The following is a 17,210-nucleotide window of genomic DNA, read 5'->3' on the forward strand; positions in this document are numbered from 1 at the left end:
CCATGTACGACCGTACGATTCTCGTAGAACAAACCGATCCCGAGCTGTTCGCTGCCATCCAGGCGGAAAACGCCCGCCAGGAACACCACATTGAGCTGATCGCCAGCGAAAACTACGCCTCGCCCGCCGTGATGGCCGCGCAAGGGTCGCAGCTCACCAACAAGTATGCCGAAGGCTACCCTGGCCGCCGCTACTACGGTGGCTGTGAATATGTTGATGTGGCCGAGCAACTGGCAATTGAACGCGTCAAGCAAATCTTTGGTGCTGAAGCAGCCAACGTACAACCGCACTGTGGCGCATCGGCCAACGAAGCCGTATTCCTGGCCTTTCTGAAGCCCGGCGACACCATCATGGGCATGAGCCTGGCCGAAGGTGGCCATCTGACCCACGGAATGGCGCTGAACATGAGCGGCAAGTGGTTCAACGTCGTGTCATACGGCCTCGATGCCAATGAAGCCATTGACTATGACGCAATGGAACGCAAGGCCCATGAATCCAAGCCAAAACTAATCATTGCGGGTGCCAGCGCTTATTCTTTAGCTATTGATTTTGAACGCTTCGCCAAAGTGGCCAAAGACGTGGGTGCGATTTTTATGGTGGACATGGCCCACTACGCCGGGCTGATTGCTGCTGGCATCTACCCGAATCCCGTGCCGCATGCCGACATCGTGACATCGACCACGCACAAAAGCCTGCGTGGCCCCCGTGGCGGCATCATCCTCATGAAGTCGCAGTTTGAAAAAGCCATCAACAGCGCCATCTTCCCAGGCCTGCAAGGTGGTCCGCTGATGCATGTGATTGCGGCCAAGGCGGTTGCTTTCAAGGAAGCACTTGCCCCAGAATTCAAGATATACCAACAACAGGTGCTGAAAAATGCCCAGATCGTTGCCGAAACCCTGACCCAGCGCGGTCTGCGCATCGTCAGCGGGGGCACCCAAAGCCACCTGATGCTGGTCGATTTGCGCGCCAAGGGCATTACTGGCAAAGAAGCCGAGGCCGTGCTGGGCAGTGCCCACATGACCATCAATAAGAACGCCATCCCCAACGATCCCGAAAAGCCCATGGTCACCAGCGGCGTGCGCATCGGCACCCCCGCCATGACCACGCGCGGTTTCAAGGACGAAGAGGCCCGCGCCACCGCCCATTTGGTAGCGGATGTGCTGGACAACCCGCGTGAAGAAGCCAACCTGGAAGCCGTGCGCGCCAAAGTAGCGGCACTGACCAGCCGTTTCCCCGTCTACCGTTAAGCACGGAACCACAGCCCCCATGAAGTGCCCCTTCTGTGGCCATAGCGAAACCCAGGTGGTCGAGACCCGCGAGTCCGACGACGGCGACCTGGTACGTCGCCGCCGCCGATGTGGGGGCTGTGAGCAGCGCTTTACCACCTACGAACGTGCCGAGGTGGCATTGCCGACCGTAGTCAAAAAAGACGGTAGCCGCGCAGATTTTGACCGCAAGAAACTGCACGCCTCCATGCGGTTGGCGCTGCGTAAACGCCCAGTCGGCATAGAGCAAGTCGATGCCGCGATGGACCGTATCGAGCGCACGCTGCTGTCCAGTGGCGCCAAAGAAATGGCAACCTCCAAGCTGGGCGAGTTGGTCATGCGCGAACTCAAGAACCTAGACAAAGTAGCTTACGTGCGTTTCGCTTCGGTGTACCGCAGCTTCGAAGATGTCGACGAGTTCAGCCGCTTGATCAAAGACATCTGATAAAGCCGCAAAAGACCGCTGCAATGGTGCCAGCGGTCAATTTCTCGGGATAAGCGGCAGGGTAAATCCAGCGTATGGCTGCAAAATCCCGCCATGCGTGCTCAAACGACCCAAGACAACCCAGACCGGCAACGAGGTTTCACTCTCATTGAAATGCTGGTCACGATTGCCATTTTGGGCATATTGACGGCGCTGGCGGCCCCATCTCTGCGCACATTTATCGTTCGGAACACCTTTTCGACTATCAACAACGAGTTCAGCGCCAGTATTTTGCGGGCCCGCAACGAAGCAGTCAGCAAAAACATGTGCGTCACCATGTGCATGAGTAGTTCGGTGGACACAACTACTGGTAACGGCCTCACATGCCTGGGGAGTGGACAGGATTGGCAAGTCGGCTGGATTGTGTTTTTGAATCCCGAATGCAACACCACCATAGACAGGCCTCGGGAAACGAACGCCGCAGGCACGTTGGTAAATGCACCTGAGAACATGCTCCTCGTCCGGCGTGCAGGCAACCCTGACTACAGCCTGATGTCCCAAAGCACCACCCAGAAAATTCTTTTCAACCCTCGCGGCAATGCCACCTTGGGTGCTGCAGGCCGATTCGATCTCACCTACACCAACAACACATTGTCCAACGCCTACGGCTCCAGCATCTGCATGGACCAGATGGGGCGTACCCGGCCAGTACCGGCGGCAGCGGTGTGCAATACGTATTAACAGGCGAATACCGTGCGGAAAACACTGCCCCACTCTTCTCCACGCCCCAGCCAGGCCAGGGGTGTCACACTGATCGAGGTGCTGATAGCCATTGTGATTCTGTCCATAGGTTTACTGGGCATCGCTGGCTTACAGGTAGCCACCGCCAAATTCAAACTGGGTAGCCAAACCCGCGCCATTACTGCATCGCTCTATGCCGAGTACGCCGACATGGCACGGCTCAACCCCGATATGCTGGGAAAAAACTGGATGGATGGCGGGGCAAACAAAGCGATTCCTACGCATACGGGCTACAGTTCGCTTTATGCATTCCCAGCCTACTCAGACACTGCCACCTATGCCCAAAATCCGGATGCGTTAGCCAATAGCTACCCCACGGGTAGCAAGTGGGCCACCCAGCAAGCCGTGACCGATGCCAGCCTGGCCAGCCAAATAGCGACGGCCAATTGCGAAAGCGGTAGCGACATATGTGCACCGGACGAACGCGCAACCTTTGAAATGCTGACCTGGCGCCAGCGGGTACGTGCCAGCCTGCCACAAGGCGCAGTGTTTGTGACAGGCGACCGTAGCACGGGCATCGTCGTTACCCTGATGTGGATGGACAAGGACAACACCGACAAAACGGCCTCTACCAACGATGGCACCACCGCCACACAAGCCAATTTGGTGACCGCCACGCAGTGCAGCACACTTAGTAGCACAACGATCGGACTGGCTCGCCAAACCTGCTGTCCTGATGCCGCAGAAGCACCTGCCGGCGTACGCTGCAACCGTTTCTCGTTCACACCATGACACCGATGCCCCACCACTCCGCACGCCAGCGTGGGGTCACGCTGGTAGAACTGATGGTCACGATTGCCATCACCTTGTTTTTGATCGCTGCTGCCGCCTATGTGTACCTGGGCACGCGCGAAACACAGAGAGCCATCGATCGCAATGGCAGCAACGCAGAAACCGGCACTTTCGTGTTGCAGTTGATTGGTCGCGACATCATGAAGTCAGGCTACTACCCCGCCAATGTCTCGCGAGTCACCCCAGACGAAGGTTTCCCCGAGCTCGCAAGCTACCCGCCGATCAAGCTCGCAGAGAACAGCGCACTGGCAACCGACTGGACACCGCCTACTCCGCAAGCCGCTTATCTGTCCGGCCTGTTCGGCTGCGACGGAGCCCGTTACAACCCTGCAGCCACTCCTCCCTGCGGTACACCATCAGACACTGAACCCGACTCGCTGGTAGTTAATTACTTTACCAACGACACCATGGACATCAATGTGGGTGACCGGTTTGACTGCACCGGAGCGGACGTCACCAACAACGTCAGTACCAGCAACAACAACCGGCGAAACACCGCACAACCCAACTTGCCCCCGTTGCAACCCTTGTTTGTGTCCAACCGGTACGCCATCTCTGACCTCAAAAAAACCGAGATAGATAAACAAGAGGTCACCACGCGCAGCTTTGCGTGCGTCGGCAATGGCAGTGGCGACAACGCCGGCAGCTCTGGCATCCCATACCAACCCATGATGGCAGGCATTGAAGACATGCAGATCACGTACGGGGTTTTTGCAACCACGGCTCCCAGTTCCGACAACATGGCCCGCCGAACGCCTGACAAGTACCTCACGGCCACCGAAGTGAGTGCGCTGTCCACGGTGTCGGTAGAGTTTGGCGCTTTGGGGGTAACGCCTTTGCCGCCATGGTCGCGGGTTGTTTCCGTGCGCGTGTGCGTGATGGCCAGAAGTATTGGAGCCAGCCCCAAGATCACCGCCGCAACCGATGCAGAACGCAAATACCTGGACTGCAAAGGTGTGGAGCAAACCCAATCTGCCAGCGACAAGAGCTTGCGCAAACGCTTTGTCCAAGAATTTGCGGTACGCAACCGGCTGAACCAGGCTTACTAGTCTCCCAACATGACACGGTCCACAAACCTCACGCCGCGCCCACGCCCCCAAAAGGGGGTGGCCTTGGTCATGGTGCTGCTTTTTTTGGTCGCCATTACCGGTATCACGGTATGGGCGGCGCGCCAGTCCATGCTGGGTGAAGGCATGGCCCGCAACCAGCAAGACATGGAAGTTGCACGGCAGGCGGCAGAGTCTGCTCTGCGCGATGCCGAACGGGATATCGAAAATTCGGGGCTTATTCAAACGGCTTGGGCAGTTAAACCCAGTAGTCTTGCGGGCCTGTCGTGTACGCGAACCCGCAAATTGATCGCCATCGACTTCACCCCCACCTGCGACAAAGGTCTATGCGTACGTACCGACGCGCAGTATGCGAACTACCAATGGACCTCTGCCAACGCATCCAACGGCGGTGAACCTTGGTGGCCTACGGGTAAGGGCGGTCAATGGGTAAATGACTTCAATGGGACTACGGTCACCAAGCCCGGCAGAACCCCTGTAGATCAAGCCAACTGCACAACCTTCAAAGGGGGTGTACCCCTGGGCACTTACACCGGCGCAGTGGCGATCAAAGGCGTCTCGGTACAGCCCGAATACCTGATCGAGTACTTCAAGCGCGCAGTTCCCGGTCAGCAAGAAAAAGACATGTACCGCATCACGGCACGTGGCTTTGGTTACACGCCACGCACCCAGGTCGTAGTGCAGTCTATCTATCTGCCTTAACAGCGCAGATACACCCGGGTACGGTGCGCCGGCCAACATGAACGATTTTCTGGAGTTTTTATGCATTCAATAGCCCGCACCCTACCCCAGTGCCTATTTGTGGCTGCGGCCCTGTTAGGAGTTTTGCCCGCAAACGCAACGCCCGTTGAAGTGTCTGCGCCGCGGCCCTTGATTCCACCCAACGTCACCACGGCCTCCAACCGCCCGATGATCATGCTGGCCGCGTCCAAAGACCACAGCATGTTTGGCCCGGTCTACACCGACTTTGAAGATCTGGACGACGACGGCACCATCGATACCACCTTCAAACCCACCTTCAAATACTACGGGTACTTTGACCCGACCAAGTGCTACGCCTATGACAATACGGACAAGCAATTCAACCCCGCCGCGCTGGCAACTATCACCACCTCCACGGTCACCGTCACGGTGAATGGGGTTAACAGCACCAAAACCTTAGAAAAATACAGTTGCAGCGCCAGCCAAAGCTATTGGAGTGGTAATTTTCTCAATTGGTCGAGCATGACGCGCATGGACGTGGTGCGCAAAATGCTTTATGGCGGCAGGCGCAGCACCGACACCAATGGCAGTACCGTGCTGGAACGCACGCCCATGAACTGGGATGCGCATTCGTTCGTCAAGTACTACAAGGGTACCGACATTCGCGACTACACGCCTTTTACTGTGGCGAGCCTTACCAAAACAAACGGCACACCCTCCGGCTACACCACCGCTAATTCAGGTATTTATGCAGGACTGAGTATCTGCAACCTCGGCACCAACGATGCCACCAATACCGCCGCCCCCATCATGCGTATGGTGCGCGGCAATGTGCGGTTTTGGGCCACGGTCGAATATGAGGTTTGCCAATGGCGCGACACCTATAGCTCCGGCACCTTTGGTCCCAAACTCGCTAGGTATTACAAAAATTCCGATGACCAAGGTATTTCGCATGAAGTCACCATTCCTTCCATCAGCACGGATGGTGCTAAATATGGAAGCATTGGCCCTGAACTGACCGTGCGGGTGAAGGTGTGCGACCCCACCTTGATTGGCGAAGAACGCTGCCAGGCTTTCCCGTCAGACTCCACCACCAACCTGAAGCCCTATGGACTGTTTCAGGAATTTGGCTATGCGCCGGCCGGTACCGCTGCACGGGCCGAGTTTGGCGTTATCAGCGGCAACTACAGTGAAAATTACACAGCCGGTGCCTTGCGCAAAAACATGGGAGATTTTGCCGATGAGATCAACCCCAGCACCGGCGTTTTTTGCCACGCCAGCAGTTCAGGCTGCGCAGCCAACCTGGCTTCTCCGGACGGGCGTGCCACCGGCCAGGGTGCCATCAAGGCGTTCGATGCCATGCTACTGAACGACCGCAGCAGCCGTAGCTACGGTGCTGCGGGCACGCCCAGCTCTGTCGGGCAAGGCACACTTTCGTCTTGGGGTAACCCCATTGGCGAAATGTTGGTGCAAACCCTGCGGTATTACGCCTATAACGGCTCATCGCCCGCCGCGATAAACCCCACCACCACGACCAAAGACAACACCCTGGGTCTGCCCACCAAAAGCTGGAGCGACCCCTTGTCCACCAGCAACACCACCCGCACTAATCTCTATGGCAACTCAATTTGTCGCCCACTCAACACCTTGCTGCTGTCCAGCAGCAGCCTGAGTTTTGACATGGAGGCCAATGCGGCCTTCACCCTCTTGCCCAACACAACAAAAACGCTGGCGGGCTACACCGACGCAATTGGCGACGCAGAGGGCATCAACAATACAGACCGCTCCATCGGCTCCACCACCTTGGCATATGGATCATCCTGCTCGGCCAAGCGGGTCGGCAATCTATCGAATGTCACCGGCATTTGCCCAGAAACCCCAGCCATGGGTGGTACCTACCATGTAGCCGGGGCGGCCTTGTACGGCAATACCGCCAAAATCCGCACCATCACCAATCCGCCGAGCGATCTGAAGTACGTGAAAAATGCGCTCAAGGTCAAAACCCTGGCGGCATCGCTCACCGGTGGAGCCCCCCGAGTCGATGTACTGGTACCGGGCACAGGCACAAACCCTGTCACCAACCCCGCCAAATACGTCTATATCACGCCAGAAAGCATCCAGTCAGGCGGTGGCATCAGCGCGCCACTGACATTTGCGTCCATCAGCGCCGATTCAACCCACGGAGCCTTCATCGTGACCTGGAACGACATTTTGATGGGCGGGGACTACGACATGGATGTGGTGGGCTATTTGCGTTACGACATCATCACCAACGCCACTACCCCCGTCACCTACGACATCAAGATCACTACCGATATCCCTGGCGTGTGCGGTGGCGGCGCAGCTACCCACGGCTTCAGCATCATTGGGGTCAACAACCAGTTGGGCACCAGTGCCAATGGCCGTTACCTGACGCACCAGCATTACAGCGGTGGCATTTTGAGCGGTATGCCACCTACCAGCGAGTACCTTTGTGGCGATACCAATTACCGTGATTTGCGCAGTCCTGTAGATAACCAGGGGAACCCCACCGTGTGCGGCCCCGCTGGTGCCCTGTGCCCCCTCAACACCACCTACAGAAATCTGGCGTTGTATAGCCCCGGGTTTGCGGGCAGATACTCCGGCAACGTCTGCAATGTCACCGGCAACGGAGCCACCGGTGACCCCGGCATTCCCAGTGCGAACGACTACTGCACTGTCAAAAATGCCGACTACCCCGTATCTTTGACGTTCCGCATGAGTGGGTCTGCCGGTGCTCTGATCGAAGACCCCCTGCTGTATGCAGCCAAGTACGGCGACTTTGACTCCAGCACCAAAAACAACGACAACACCTACACCGATGTGGCCATGCCACCGTCGGTGGAGTCCTGGGACAAGACCAATGTAGACGGTACTGCTGGGGCAGATGGTTTACCGGATGGCTACTTCTTGGCCCGCCGCCCGGATTTGCTGGAAGCGCAGTTGCGCAAGGCGCTGGACAGTCTGGCCAAAAATGCCAACGCTGCACCGGCCACCACGTCTGGCCAACTAACCGCCGGTAGCTACAAATATGTTGCTAGATTTGACTCCACTACAGTGACCGGTGATGTAGTCGCTTACATGCTGAACGACGACGGGGCCTTCAACACAACCGCCACCTGGGATGCAGGCAGCATGCTGAAAACCCGCGCCAACACCGACTACGTGTCGCCCAACCTGCCAGGCCATTCGCGCCAGATCATCACCAACTTTGGCAACACCAGCACCACCAACACCACCGCCGCCATGCGCTTTCGCTGGGCCGATCTCCCTACCGGGTATGTCACCCAGATGACCACCAGCGGCACCAACACACTCAACACCACCAATGCCGAGCGGGTACTGAACTACATGCGAGGCGACCAGTCGCTGGAAGGTGCTTCCACCGGTCTGCGCGAACGGGGTAACAACCTGCTGGGACCGGTGGTCAACGCCACCCCCTGGGTGCAAGGTCCGCCGGCAGCCAATTTCCTTGAGTACCAGAGCCCAGGTTACAGAGATTTTGCCAACGACCAAAATAATATGAACCGCGAAAAGCTGCTGTGGGTATCGGCCAATGATGGCATGCTGCACGCGTTTTGCGCCGAGCCCGGTGGCACCGTTTGCCCCACGGGCGGCAGAGAAGTGTTTGCCTACGTTCCAGGCATGCTGGCCAACCGGTTGAACGAGATTCCGATGCAGCGCGGCACCATCGCCAGAACCCGCGTACTCGGGGCCAACTTCACCACCAACTCCCCAGAAGTGCAACCCACCAGTACCGTATGGGCCTATGTGGATGGCAACCCTTTCACTGCAGATGTCAAAACCAACATCGTGCCGGCGGTAGGCGCTGTGGCTGAGACCGGTACCTGGAAGACCATGCTGTTTGGCAGCCTGGGGCGCGGCGGACGGGGGGTGTATGCCCTGGACGTCACCGACCCCAGCGTGCTGGTTGCCGGCGAAAGCAACCCCAGCAGCATTTTCAAGTGGCAATTTACCAGCGATGACGACCGCGATCTGGGCTACCAGATCAACGACATCGCCGTCAATGCCAACACCCGGCAGGCCATGCCCGTGGTGAAACTGAACAACGGTCAATTTGGACTAGTGATGGGCAATGGCTACCAGTCTATCGATGGCAAGGCCGCGCTGTTCATTCTGTTGGTAGATGGTCCCGCCAGCGCCACGGGTGTCTGGACAGGCCGATATGTCAAACTGGTGGCGGACGCTACTGTCCGCACAGGCACCGACAAAAATGGCCTGATGGGCGTGACCTGGCTAGACCGCGACAACAACGGCACCGCCGATGCGGTGTACGCTGGCGACCTTAAGGGCAACCTGTGGAAATTTGACATCAGCGACGTCCTGACCACCAACTGGAAGGTCGCCTACAAAGGCAGTGGGAACGTCAACCGGCCTCTGTTTACCGCACAGTTCAGCGCCACATCGGGCACCACCACTACGGTGACCCCTTTGCCGATCGTGTCGGCTCCAGAGTACGTGTACCCCGCTTTTGACGGTGTGATCATCAACTTTGGAACGGGCAGTTCCCTGGAGTCCACCGACTACCCCAAGGTCTCGGTGCCGCAGCGCTTCTTCGGTGTCTGGGATCGCCCATCTTTTGCCGTCAGCGCTGCTTCCGGTACCGGACCCATGGTCAAGGCGGACCTTTCCACCATGGTGACCCGTTCCTATACCCGCGACTCTGCGGGACAAGTAACGGCGACCCCCAACACCACCACAGGCGGGGTATCCACCTACACGGCCATCGACTGGACCGCCAAAGACGGCTGGTACTTCAACTTCCCCGGTGCTTCGGCACCGCCGAGCACACCCAACCTGTCAGAAATGCTGGTGGCCGACCCCGATGTGCAAGCGGGTTACCTGATCTTCCCCACCATCCGCAAGAAATCGGGGACCGAAAGTTGCTACGACACCCCCGATATCACCCTCTACATCATTGACCCTATCGCTGGCATACCCACGCGCAAAGCCCAAGGCCTGATGTCGGACGGCACCTTGGTCGCGGGCAGCGCAGTACTGAGCCAAAAATGGGTCACGGTTAACAACCGTTCGTCCTCCCCATTCCAGCCGACGACCTGTGTAGAGGGTGCAGCAGGCTGCACCAGTACCGACTGCAACAATGGCATTTGCAGGGTAGAGGCCACCTGCCCGCCTGGCAGCAAAGTGCTGGCGATCGTCAGCGGCGACGATAGCCGTGCCCTGTGTTACAACCCGCTGGGCCGCGTGCAGTGGCGCGAGATCCCTGGACTAAGGACGGACAAATGAAGCAATTGAAAGCCCAGCAGGGTTTTACCCTGATCGAGCTGATGATCACCGTTGCGGTGATCGGCATACTGACGGCCATCGCATTGCCCAGCTATACCGAGCAGGTAGCGCGTGGTCGCCGGGCCGATGCGCAAACCGCCCTGATGGGCGGCCAGCAGTGGATGGAACGGTTTTATTCAGAAAACTTTCGCTACGACCAGAATAGTGGTGGCGTGGCCGTCACGCACAGTAGCCAGTTCCCGGCACAAATGGCCGCCCTGCCCTCCGCCAAGTACTACGACATTGCCGTCGCCGTCGCAGCCTCCAGCCCTCGCACGGCCTATACCATCACCGCTACGCGCAAAACCGGCTCCAGCATGGCCGCAGACCGCTGCGGCAACATGACCGTGGACAACCTGGGTCGGCGCAGTATCGAGGCGGGCACCTACACAGCCAAAGCCGGATCTGACCTCAGCTCCGCCATTGCCTACTGCTGGAGATAAAGGCTGGCAACGCAGCCGCTTCGCCCGCACCAGGGCTTGCGCCGATGGGTAGGTGCCTGCCTGGGATCGGTGGCACTCCATTGGGTTGCCCTGGCTGTGTTGTCGCCCCCCGCACCGGAGAAGCGCATAGCGCTGCTTCACCAGGAGTCAGTGGTCCAGGCCCGGCTAATCCCAGATGCCGATACCCACACCACCGCCACCACACCAGTGCCTGGCCCTTCCCCCGAAGCGCCTGCACCACCCAATACACCGGTCACACCCCAGCCACCTCCAGCCGCAGTGGTCCCGCCTGAGCCCGCCGCTGCAGAAGACCCTCCCCCAGTCCCCGCCAGTCCGTCACTGCAAGGCTATTTGCCGATTGATGCCGTAGACCAGGCCGCGACCCCCCTTGGCGACTGGGAGATCAACCCCGACAGCCTGCCCAGGGACACAACGCTGCGGGTAAACATACAACTCTGGATATCGGCACAAGGCACGATCGACCAGTGGGACTTGCTGGATGCCTCTCAGACCGATGCGGATTTGGTACACAAAGCCTTGTCCAACTTGCGGCAAACCCGCCTGCAACCCGCACTGCTCAACCATGTAGCGGTGCCCAGCGTGCGCCGACTGGAGCTGGTCGTCAGCCGTGAATAATGCGCAGCCCGTATACGCCCACACTTTAGGAATGCACTCCGTGACCGAAACACCCCACCCGCACTGGATGCGCCATGCCCTGGACCAGGCCGCCCAAGCCCGCCTGCTGGCCCCGCCCAACCCGGCGGTGGGCTGCGTGATCGTGGATGCCCAGGGCCAGATCCTGGGCCAGGGCCACACCCAGCGCGTAGGCGGCCCCCATGCCGAGGTGATGGCTCTGCGCAATGCCGCTGCGCTGGGCCACAGCACCCAGGGAGCCACCGCCTACGTCACCCTGGAGCCCTGCTCCCACCAGGGCCGTACGGGCCCCTGCTGCGATGCCCTGGCGGCCGCAGGCATCCGCAAAGTCGTCGCGTCGATCGCCGACCCCAACCCGCAGGTGGCTGGCAATGGCTTTGCCCGCCTGCGCGCAGCCGGTGTAGAGGTGGAAGTCGGCCCTGGCGCTGCCGAAGCACGCGAACTCAACCTCGGCTTTTTCAGCCGCATGGTCCGCAAAATGCCCTGGGTGCGCATGAAAATCGCCGCCTCGCTCGATGGCCGCACCGCCCTGGCCAACGGCGACAGCCAGTGGATCACCTCCCCCGCCGCCCGCGCCGACGGCCACACCTCACGTGCCCGTGCCTGCGCCATCCTGACCGGCATTGGCACCGTGCTGAAAGACCGGCCCACACTCGATGCTCGGCTGGTCAACACCCCCCGGCAGCCCCATCTGGTGGTGGTAGACAGTCGACTGGAGACACCACCCGATGTTTCTATTTTTATAGCTGGTCGTGCTGTATTTATAAGCGCCAGCAGCCAAAATGATATTAAAAAACAGGCCCTGGAGGCCGTCGGGGCCACCGTGCTGCACCTGCCCGGCGCAGCGGGCCGGGTCGATCTGACAGCCCTGCTGCACGAACTGGCCCGGCGCGAGATCAACGAAGTGCATGTGGAGGCCGGCCACATCCTTAACGGTGCACTCATCCAGGCCGGCCTGGTGGACGAATTTCTGGTCTATCTGGCCCCCAAACTGGTCGGCCCGGGTCTGGATATGGCCCGGCTCCTGCCCCTGGCAGGCCTGTCGGATGCCGTGCCGCTGCAGTTCACCTCGGTCGGCCTGGTGGGTCCGGATATCCGCATCACCGCACGCATCCCTGGCCGCGACCAGTTCTGACCCGACAGGCCAGGCGACGGGCAATTGCGACGATAATTACCGGCTTTGCAAGCGTTGCCCGCACACCCGCGCGGTTTGCAACCCCCACGCAGCGCATACCCAGACGCTTCGGTTATCAAAATTGCACCCTATGACATCGCCCTCCCCCCTCCAGCCGGTATCCATTTCCCCTGTCGAAGACATCGTGGCCGACATGCGCGCGGGCCGCATCGTGATCCTGGTCGATGAAGAAGACCGCGAAAACGAAGGCGACCTGGTGATTGCCGCCGACCACATCACGGCAGAGGCCATCAACTTCATGGCCCGCCATGCCCGTGGCCTGATCTGCCTGACCCTGTCGCGTGCGCTGTGCGAGCGCCTGCAGTTGCCGCCCATGGTGGCCCGCAATGGTGCCAAGCACGCCACGGCATTTACCGTCTCCATCGAAGCCGCCGAGGGCGTGACCACCGGCATCTCTGCCGCCGACCGTGCCCGCACCGTGCAAGCCGCCGTGGCCCCCAATGCTGTCGCCGCCAACCTGGTGCAACCCGGCCACATCTTCCCCTTGCAGGCGGTGGACGGCGGCGTGCTGATGCGCGCGGGCCATACCGAAGCCGGTTGCGACCTGTCGGTAATGGCAGGTTGCAGCGCCGCATCGGTCATTTGCGAAGTAATGAACGACGACGGCACCATGGCCCGCCTGCCGGATCTGCAAATCTTTGCCGCCCAGCACGGCCTGAAGATCGGCACCATCGCCGACCTGATCGAGTACCGCAGCCGCAACGAGTCGCTGATCGAGAAAATGGGCAGCCGCCAGATCGAAACCGCCTTTGGCAGCTTCACCGCCCACGCCTTCCGCGACAAGCCCAGCCAGGGCGTGCACCTGGCGCTGGTCCAAGGCAGCTGGCAGCCCCAAGACACCGTGCCTGCCCGTGTACACGAACCGCTGTCGGTGCTGGATGTGCTGGAAGTCAACCGCAGCCTGCACTCCTGGAGCCTGGATGCCAGCCTGCGCCATATCGCCGCGCAGGGCCAGGGCGTGGCCGTGCTGCTGAACTGTGGTGAAAGCGCCGCCGACCTGCTGGCCCAGTTTGACGGCACCGCCCGCCCCGCCCAGGCCCCCGAGCGTGGCCAGATGGACCTGCGCACCTACGGCATCGGCGCGCAAATTCTGCTGGCCTGCGGTGTGCACAAAATGCAGCTCATGGGCAGCCCGCGTCGCAGCCCTGGCCTCACTGGCTACGGGCTGGAAACCGTTGGCTACCTGTCACCACAATAAGAACACAAGGAAAACCTATGCAGCAAGCAGACCAAGGCGCACTAGCCGCCCAAGACCCGCGCATGGACGGCAGCAAGCTGCGCATCGCCATCGTGCAGGCCCGCTTTAACGCCAGCATCACCAACGCCCTGGCCGATGCCTGCAAGGCCGAACTGGCCGCCCTGGGCGTGCAGGCCGACAACATCCAGCACGTGCAAGTGCCCGGCGCTTTGGAGGTGCCGCTGGCCCTGCAAGCCCTGGCCGAAACCGAGCAGTTCGACGCGATGGTGGCCCTGGGCTGCATCATCCGGGGCGAAACCTACCACTTTGAGCTGGTGGCCAATGAATCCGGCAGCGCCGTGACCCGCATCGGGCTGGACTACCAAATCCCGATTGCCAACGCCATCATCACCACCGAAAACCTGGCGCAAGCCGTGGCCCGCCAAACCGACAAGGGCACAGACGCTGCCCGCGTCGCGGTGGAAATGGCCAATTTACTAGAGCAATTGGCATGACCAACCCCGACACCCCATCCTCCTCCGCACCCAAGCGTCCGCGCCAATCCCGCAGCGGCCTGACCGACACCGGCGTGCGCAAAGCCGCCGCCAAGTCCGACCGCAGCCGCGCCCGCGAGTTTGCCCTGCAAGCGCTCTACCAGCACCTGGTGGGCCGCAACGATGCCGAATCCATCGACCACTTCACCCGCGACCTGGCCGGTTTCCACAAAGCCGACTCGGTGCATTACGACGCGCTGCTGCACGGCTGCATCGAGCAATCTGCCGAGCTGGACGCACTGATCGTTCCCCTGCTGGACCGCAAGCTGGAAGAAATCTCGCCGGTCGAGCGCTCGGTGATGTGGATCGGCGTGTACGAGATGCGCAACTGCCTGGACGTGCCCTGGCGCGTGGTCTTGAACGAATGCATCGAACTGGCCAAGGAATTTGGCGGTACCGACGGCCACAAATACGTCAACGGCATCCTGAATGGGCTGGCCCCAAGCCTGCGCGCACTCGAGGTCGAGGCGGACAAGGCTGGCAAAACCCGGTCCGAATAAGGCGCTACGGATGCGGATTTCCCGGCGCGCACAGGCCATCGAGCCGTTTTACGTGATGGAGGTGGCCAAGGCCGCGTCCGAGCTGGCCCAGAAGGTGGCCCACACCGACCGGCCCATGGTGTTCTTGAACATCGGCGAACCCGACTTCACCGCCCCGCCCCTGGTGCAGGCCGCCGCCGTGCAGGCCATCCACAGCGGCAGCACCCAGTACACCCAGGCCACCGGCCTGCTGGCCCTGCGCGAACGCATCAGCGCCTGGTACACCAGCCGATTTGGTGTGGAGGTGCCCGCCAGCCGCATCGTGGTGACTGCCGGGGCATCGGCCGCGCTGCAGCTCGCCTGCCTGGCGCTGATCGATACAGGCGACGAAATCCTGATGCCCGACCCCAGCTACCCCTGCAACCGGCATTTCGTGTCGGCTGCCGATGGCAAAGCCGTGCTGCTGCCCACCACCGCAGCCGACCGCTACCAACTCAGCGCCGACATGGTGGCCGCCGCGTGGAACAAAAAGACCCGGGGCGTGCTGCTGGCATCGCCCTCCAACCCCACCGGCACCTCCATCGACCCCGCCGAACTGCGCCGCATCCACAGCGTGGTGCAAGCCCACGGTGGCATCACCCTGGTGGACGAGATCTACCTGGGCCTGAGCCATGACGACCGCTTTGGCCAGACCGCGCTGGCTATCGATGACCAGATCATCAGCATCAACAGCTTCAGCAAATACTTCCACATGACCGGCTGGCGGCTCGGCTGGCTGGTGGTACCCGAGGCGCTGGTGCCAGTGGTGGAGCGGATTGCGCAAAACCTGTTCATCTGCCCCAGCACCATTGCCCAGCATGCCGCGCTGGCCTGCTTTGAAGACGACAGCATCGCCGAGTTCGAGCGCCGCCGCGCCGAGTTCAAAGCCCGGCGCGACTACTTCATTCCGGCCCTGAACGATATTGGATTCTTGGTGCCAGAAATGCCCGATGGCGCTTTCTATGCCTGGGCAGACTGCTCTTTAATTTGCAGCAAACTGGGCATCAAGGATAGCTGGGACCTGGCCTATGAAATCCTGCACCGCGCCCACGTGGCCGTCACCCCAGGCCGCGACTTCGGCAGTGCCGACACCCACAAGTTCCTGCGCTTTTCCACCGCCAGTTCGATGCAGAACCTGCACACCGCCATCGCCCGCCTGCGCGACATGCTGAAACCACACTCCCATGCTTGACAACACCTTCACCCACCCCATCCGCGTTTACTGGGAAGACACCGATGCCGGTGGCATCGTCTTCTACGCCAACTACCTGAAGTTCTTTGAGCGCGCCCGCACCGAATGGCTGCGCTCGCTGGGCATCCACCAAAGCACCCTGAAGGACAGCAGCGGCGGCATGTTCGTGGTGGCCGAGACCACGGTGAAATACCTGCGCTCGGCCCGGCTGGACGACCAGCTCATGGTGACAGCCCAGCTGGAACAAATCGGCCGATCCACACTCACAATCACACAGCAGGCCATTCTGGATGGCACGGTGCTGTGTGAAGGCAGCATCCGCCTGTGCTGGGTGCGCTACGACACCCTCAAATCCGACCGCATTCCGGCCCCTCTTTTAGAAATTTTGCAATGACCCAAGACCTGTCGATCTGGACCATGGTGCTGAATGCCAGCATCGTGGTGCAACTGGTGATGCTGCTGCTGGTGGTGGTGTCCATCTCCAGCTGGGCAGCGATTTTTCGCAAGCTGATTGCGCTGGGCAAAGTCAAGTCGCTGAACGAAAACTTCGAGCGCGACTTCTGGTCGGGCACCAGCCTGAACGACCTGTTCAACACCGCCTCGCGCAACGCCCAAAACGGCCAGGATGCAGGCCCGATGGAACGCATTTTTGCCAGCGGCATGCGCGAATACCAAAAACTGCGCGAGCGCCGTATTGCCGACCCCGGCACCCTGATGGACGGTGCCCGCCGCGCCATGCGCGCCAGCTACCAGCGTGAGATGGACGTGATCGAGTCCAGCCTGTCCTTTCTGGCCTCGGTCGGCTCGGTGTCGCCTTACGTGGGCCTGTTTGGCACGGTCTGGGGCATCATGCACGCCTTCACCGGGCTGGCCAGCATGCAGCAGGTCACCTTGGCCACCGTGGCCCCCGGCATTGCCGAGGCGCTGGTGGCCACCGCCATCGGCCTGTTCTCGGCCATTCCCGCCGTGGTGGCCTACAACCGCTTTGCCCGCGACATCGACCGCACCGCCATCCGGCTGGAGACCTTCATCGAAGAGTTCTCCAACATCTTGCAGCGCAACGTGGCGGCCCAGTCGCCTGCCACGTCTGCGGGGCACTAA

General features: G+C 60.5%; 16 protein-coding genes. All 16 read left to right on the forward strand.

What is annotated here, in order from left to right:
- The first annotated feature begins 2 nt into the window (after positions 1–2).
- On the forward strand, positions 3–1,247 hold the full coding sequence (gene glyA, locus AC097O_RS00500; protein ID WP_479590776.1) for a serine hydroxymethyltransferase: 1,245 nt from the start codon (positions 3–5) through the stop codon (positions 1,245–1,247).
- Between the two features lie 19 nt (positions 1,248–1,266).
- Complete coding sequence (nrdR, locus tag AC097O_RS00505; protein WP_479590778.1) at positions 1,267–1,710, forward strand: transcriptional regulator NrdR; 444 nt, start codon at positions 1,267–1,269, stop codon at positions 1,708–1,710.
- 93 nt (positions 1,711–1,803) lie between these two features.
- Positions 1,804–2,430 carry a GspH/FimT family pseudopilin gene (locus AC097O_RS00510; RefSeq protein WP_479590780.1) on the forward strand — a complete coding sequence of 209 codons (627 nt, stop codon included), beginning with the start codon at positions 1,804–1,806 and terminating at the stop codon, positions 2,428–2,430.
- 12 nt (positions 2,431–2,442) lie between these two features.
- Positions 2,443–3,222: a type IV pilus modification protein PilV gene (gene pilV / locus AC097O_RS00515; RefSeq protein WP_479590782.1), complete on the forward strand. Its 780-nt coding sequence runs from the start codon at positions 2,443–2,445 to the stop codon at positions 3,220–3,222.
- On the forward strand, positions 3,219–4,331 hold the full coding sequence (locus tag AC097O_RS00520; protein WP_479590784.1) for a PilW family protein: 1,113 nt from the start codon (positions 3,219–3,221) through the stop codon (positions 4,329–4,331). The genes pilV and AC097O_RS00520 overlap by 4 nt, the downstream gene beginning before the upstream one ends.
- Positions 4,332–4,340: 9 nt before the next feature.
- Positions 4,341–5,051 (forward strand): pilus assembly PilX family protein, encoded by a 711-nt coding sequence (locus tag AC097O_RS00525; protein ID WP_479590786.1) that lies wholly within the window; start codon positions 4,341–4,343, stop codon positions 5,049–5,051.
- 168 nt (positions 5,052–5,219) lie between these two features.
- Positions 5,220–10,337 (forward strand): pilus assembly protein, encoded by a 5,118-nt coding sequence (locus AC097O_RS00530; protein ID WP_479590788.1) that lies wholly within the window; start codon positions 5,220–5,222, stop codon positions 10,335–10,337.
- A complete protein-coding gene (locus tag AC097O_RS00535) occupies positions 10,334–10,819 on the forward strand; it encodes a type IV pilin protein (RefSeq protein WP_479589438.1) in 486 nt (161 codons plus the stop codon). The genes AC097O_RS00530 and AC097O_RS00535 overlap by 4 nt, the downstream gene beginning before the upstream one ends.
- 207 nt (positions 10,820–11,026) lie before the next feature.
- Positions 11,027–11,455, forward strand: a complete 429-nt coding sequence (locus AC097O_RS00540) for a hypothetical protein (protein ID WP_479590790.1) — start codon at positions 11,027–11,029, stop codon at positions 11,453–11,455.
- A 67-nt stretch (positions 11,456–11,522) separates the two neighbouring features.
- The gene (gene ribD / locus AC097O_RS00545; RefSeq protein WP_479591458.1) at positions 11,523–12,608 is read left to right on the forward strand and encodes a bifunctional diaminohydroxyphosphoribosylaminopyrimidine deaminase/5-amino-6-(5-phosphoribosylamino)uracil reductase RibD; all 1,086 of its coding nucleotides are present in this window, start codon (positions 11,523–11,525) and stop codon (positions 12,606–12,608) included.
- A 130-nt stretch (positions 12,609–12,738) separates the two neighbouring features.
- Entirely contained in the window at positions 12,739–13,866 is a 1,128-nt protein-coding gene (gene ribBA, locus AC097O_RS00550) for a bifunctional 3,4-dihydroxy-2-butanone-4-phosphate synthase/GTP cyclohydrolase II (protein ID WP_479590792.1), read from the forward strand.
- Positions 13,867–13,883: 17 nt separating this feature from the next.
- Positions 13,884–14,360, forward strand: coding sequence for a 6,7-dimethyl-8-ribityllumazine synthase (gene ribH, locus AC097O_RS00555; RefSeq protein ID WP_479590794.1), 477 nt, complete (start codon positions 13,884–13,886; stop codon positions 14,358–14,360).
- The gene (nusB, locus tag AC097O_RS00560) at positions 14,357–14,899 is read left to right on the forward strand and encodes a transcription antitermination factor NusB (protein ID WP_479590796.1); all 543 of its coding nucleotides are present in this window, start codon (positions 14,357–14,359) and stop codon (positions 14,897–14,899) included. Before ribH ends, nusB begins: the two co-directional genes overlap by 4 nt.
- 10 nt (positions 14,900–14,909) lie before the next feature.
- Positions 14,910–16,109 carry a pyridoxal phosphate-dependent aminotransferase gene (locus AC097O_RS00565; RefSeq protein ID WP_479590798.1) on the forward strand — a complete coding sequence of 400 codons (1,200 nt, stop codon included), beginning with the start codon at positions 14,910–14,912 and terminating at the stop codon, positions 16,107–16,109.
- Positions 16,102–16,503, forward strand: coding sequence for a tol-pal system-associated acyl-CoA thioesterase (gene ybgC, locus AC097O_RS00570; RefSeq protein ID WP_479590800.1), 402 nt, complete (start codon positions 16,102–16,104; stop codon positions 16,501–16,503). The genes AC097O_RS00565 and ybgC overlap by 8 nt, the downstream gene beginning before the upstream one ends.
- Entirely contained in the window at positions 16,500–17,210 is a 711-nt protein-coding gene (gene tolQ / locus AC097O_RS00575) for a protein TolQ (protein ID WP_479590802.1), read from the forward strand. The genes ybgC and tolQ overlap by 4 nt, the downstream gene beginning before the upstream one ends.

The sequence above is a fragment of the Rhodoferax sp. LS1P39 genome (genome assembly GCF_056521425.1).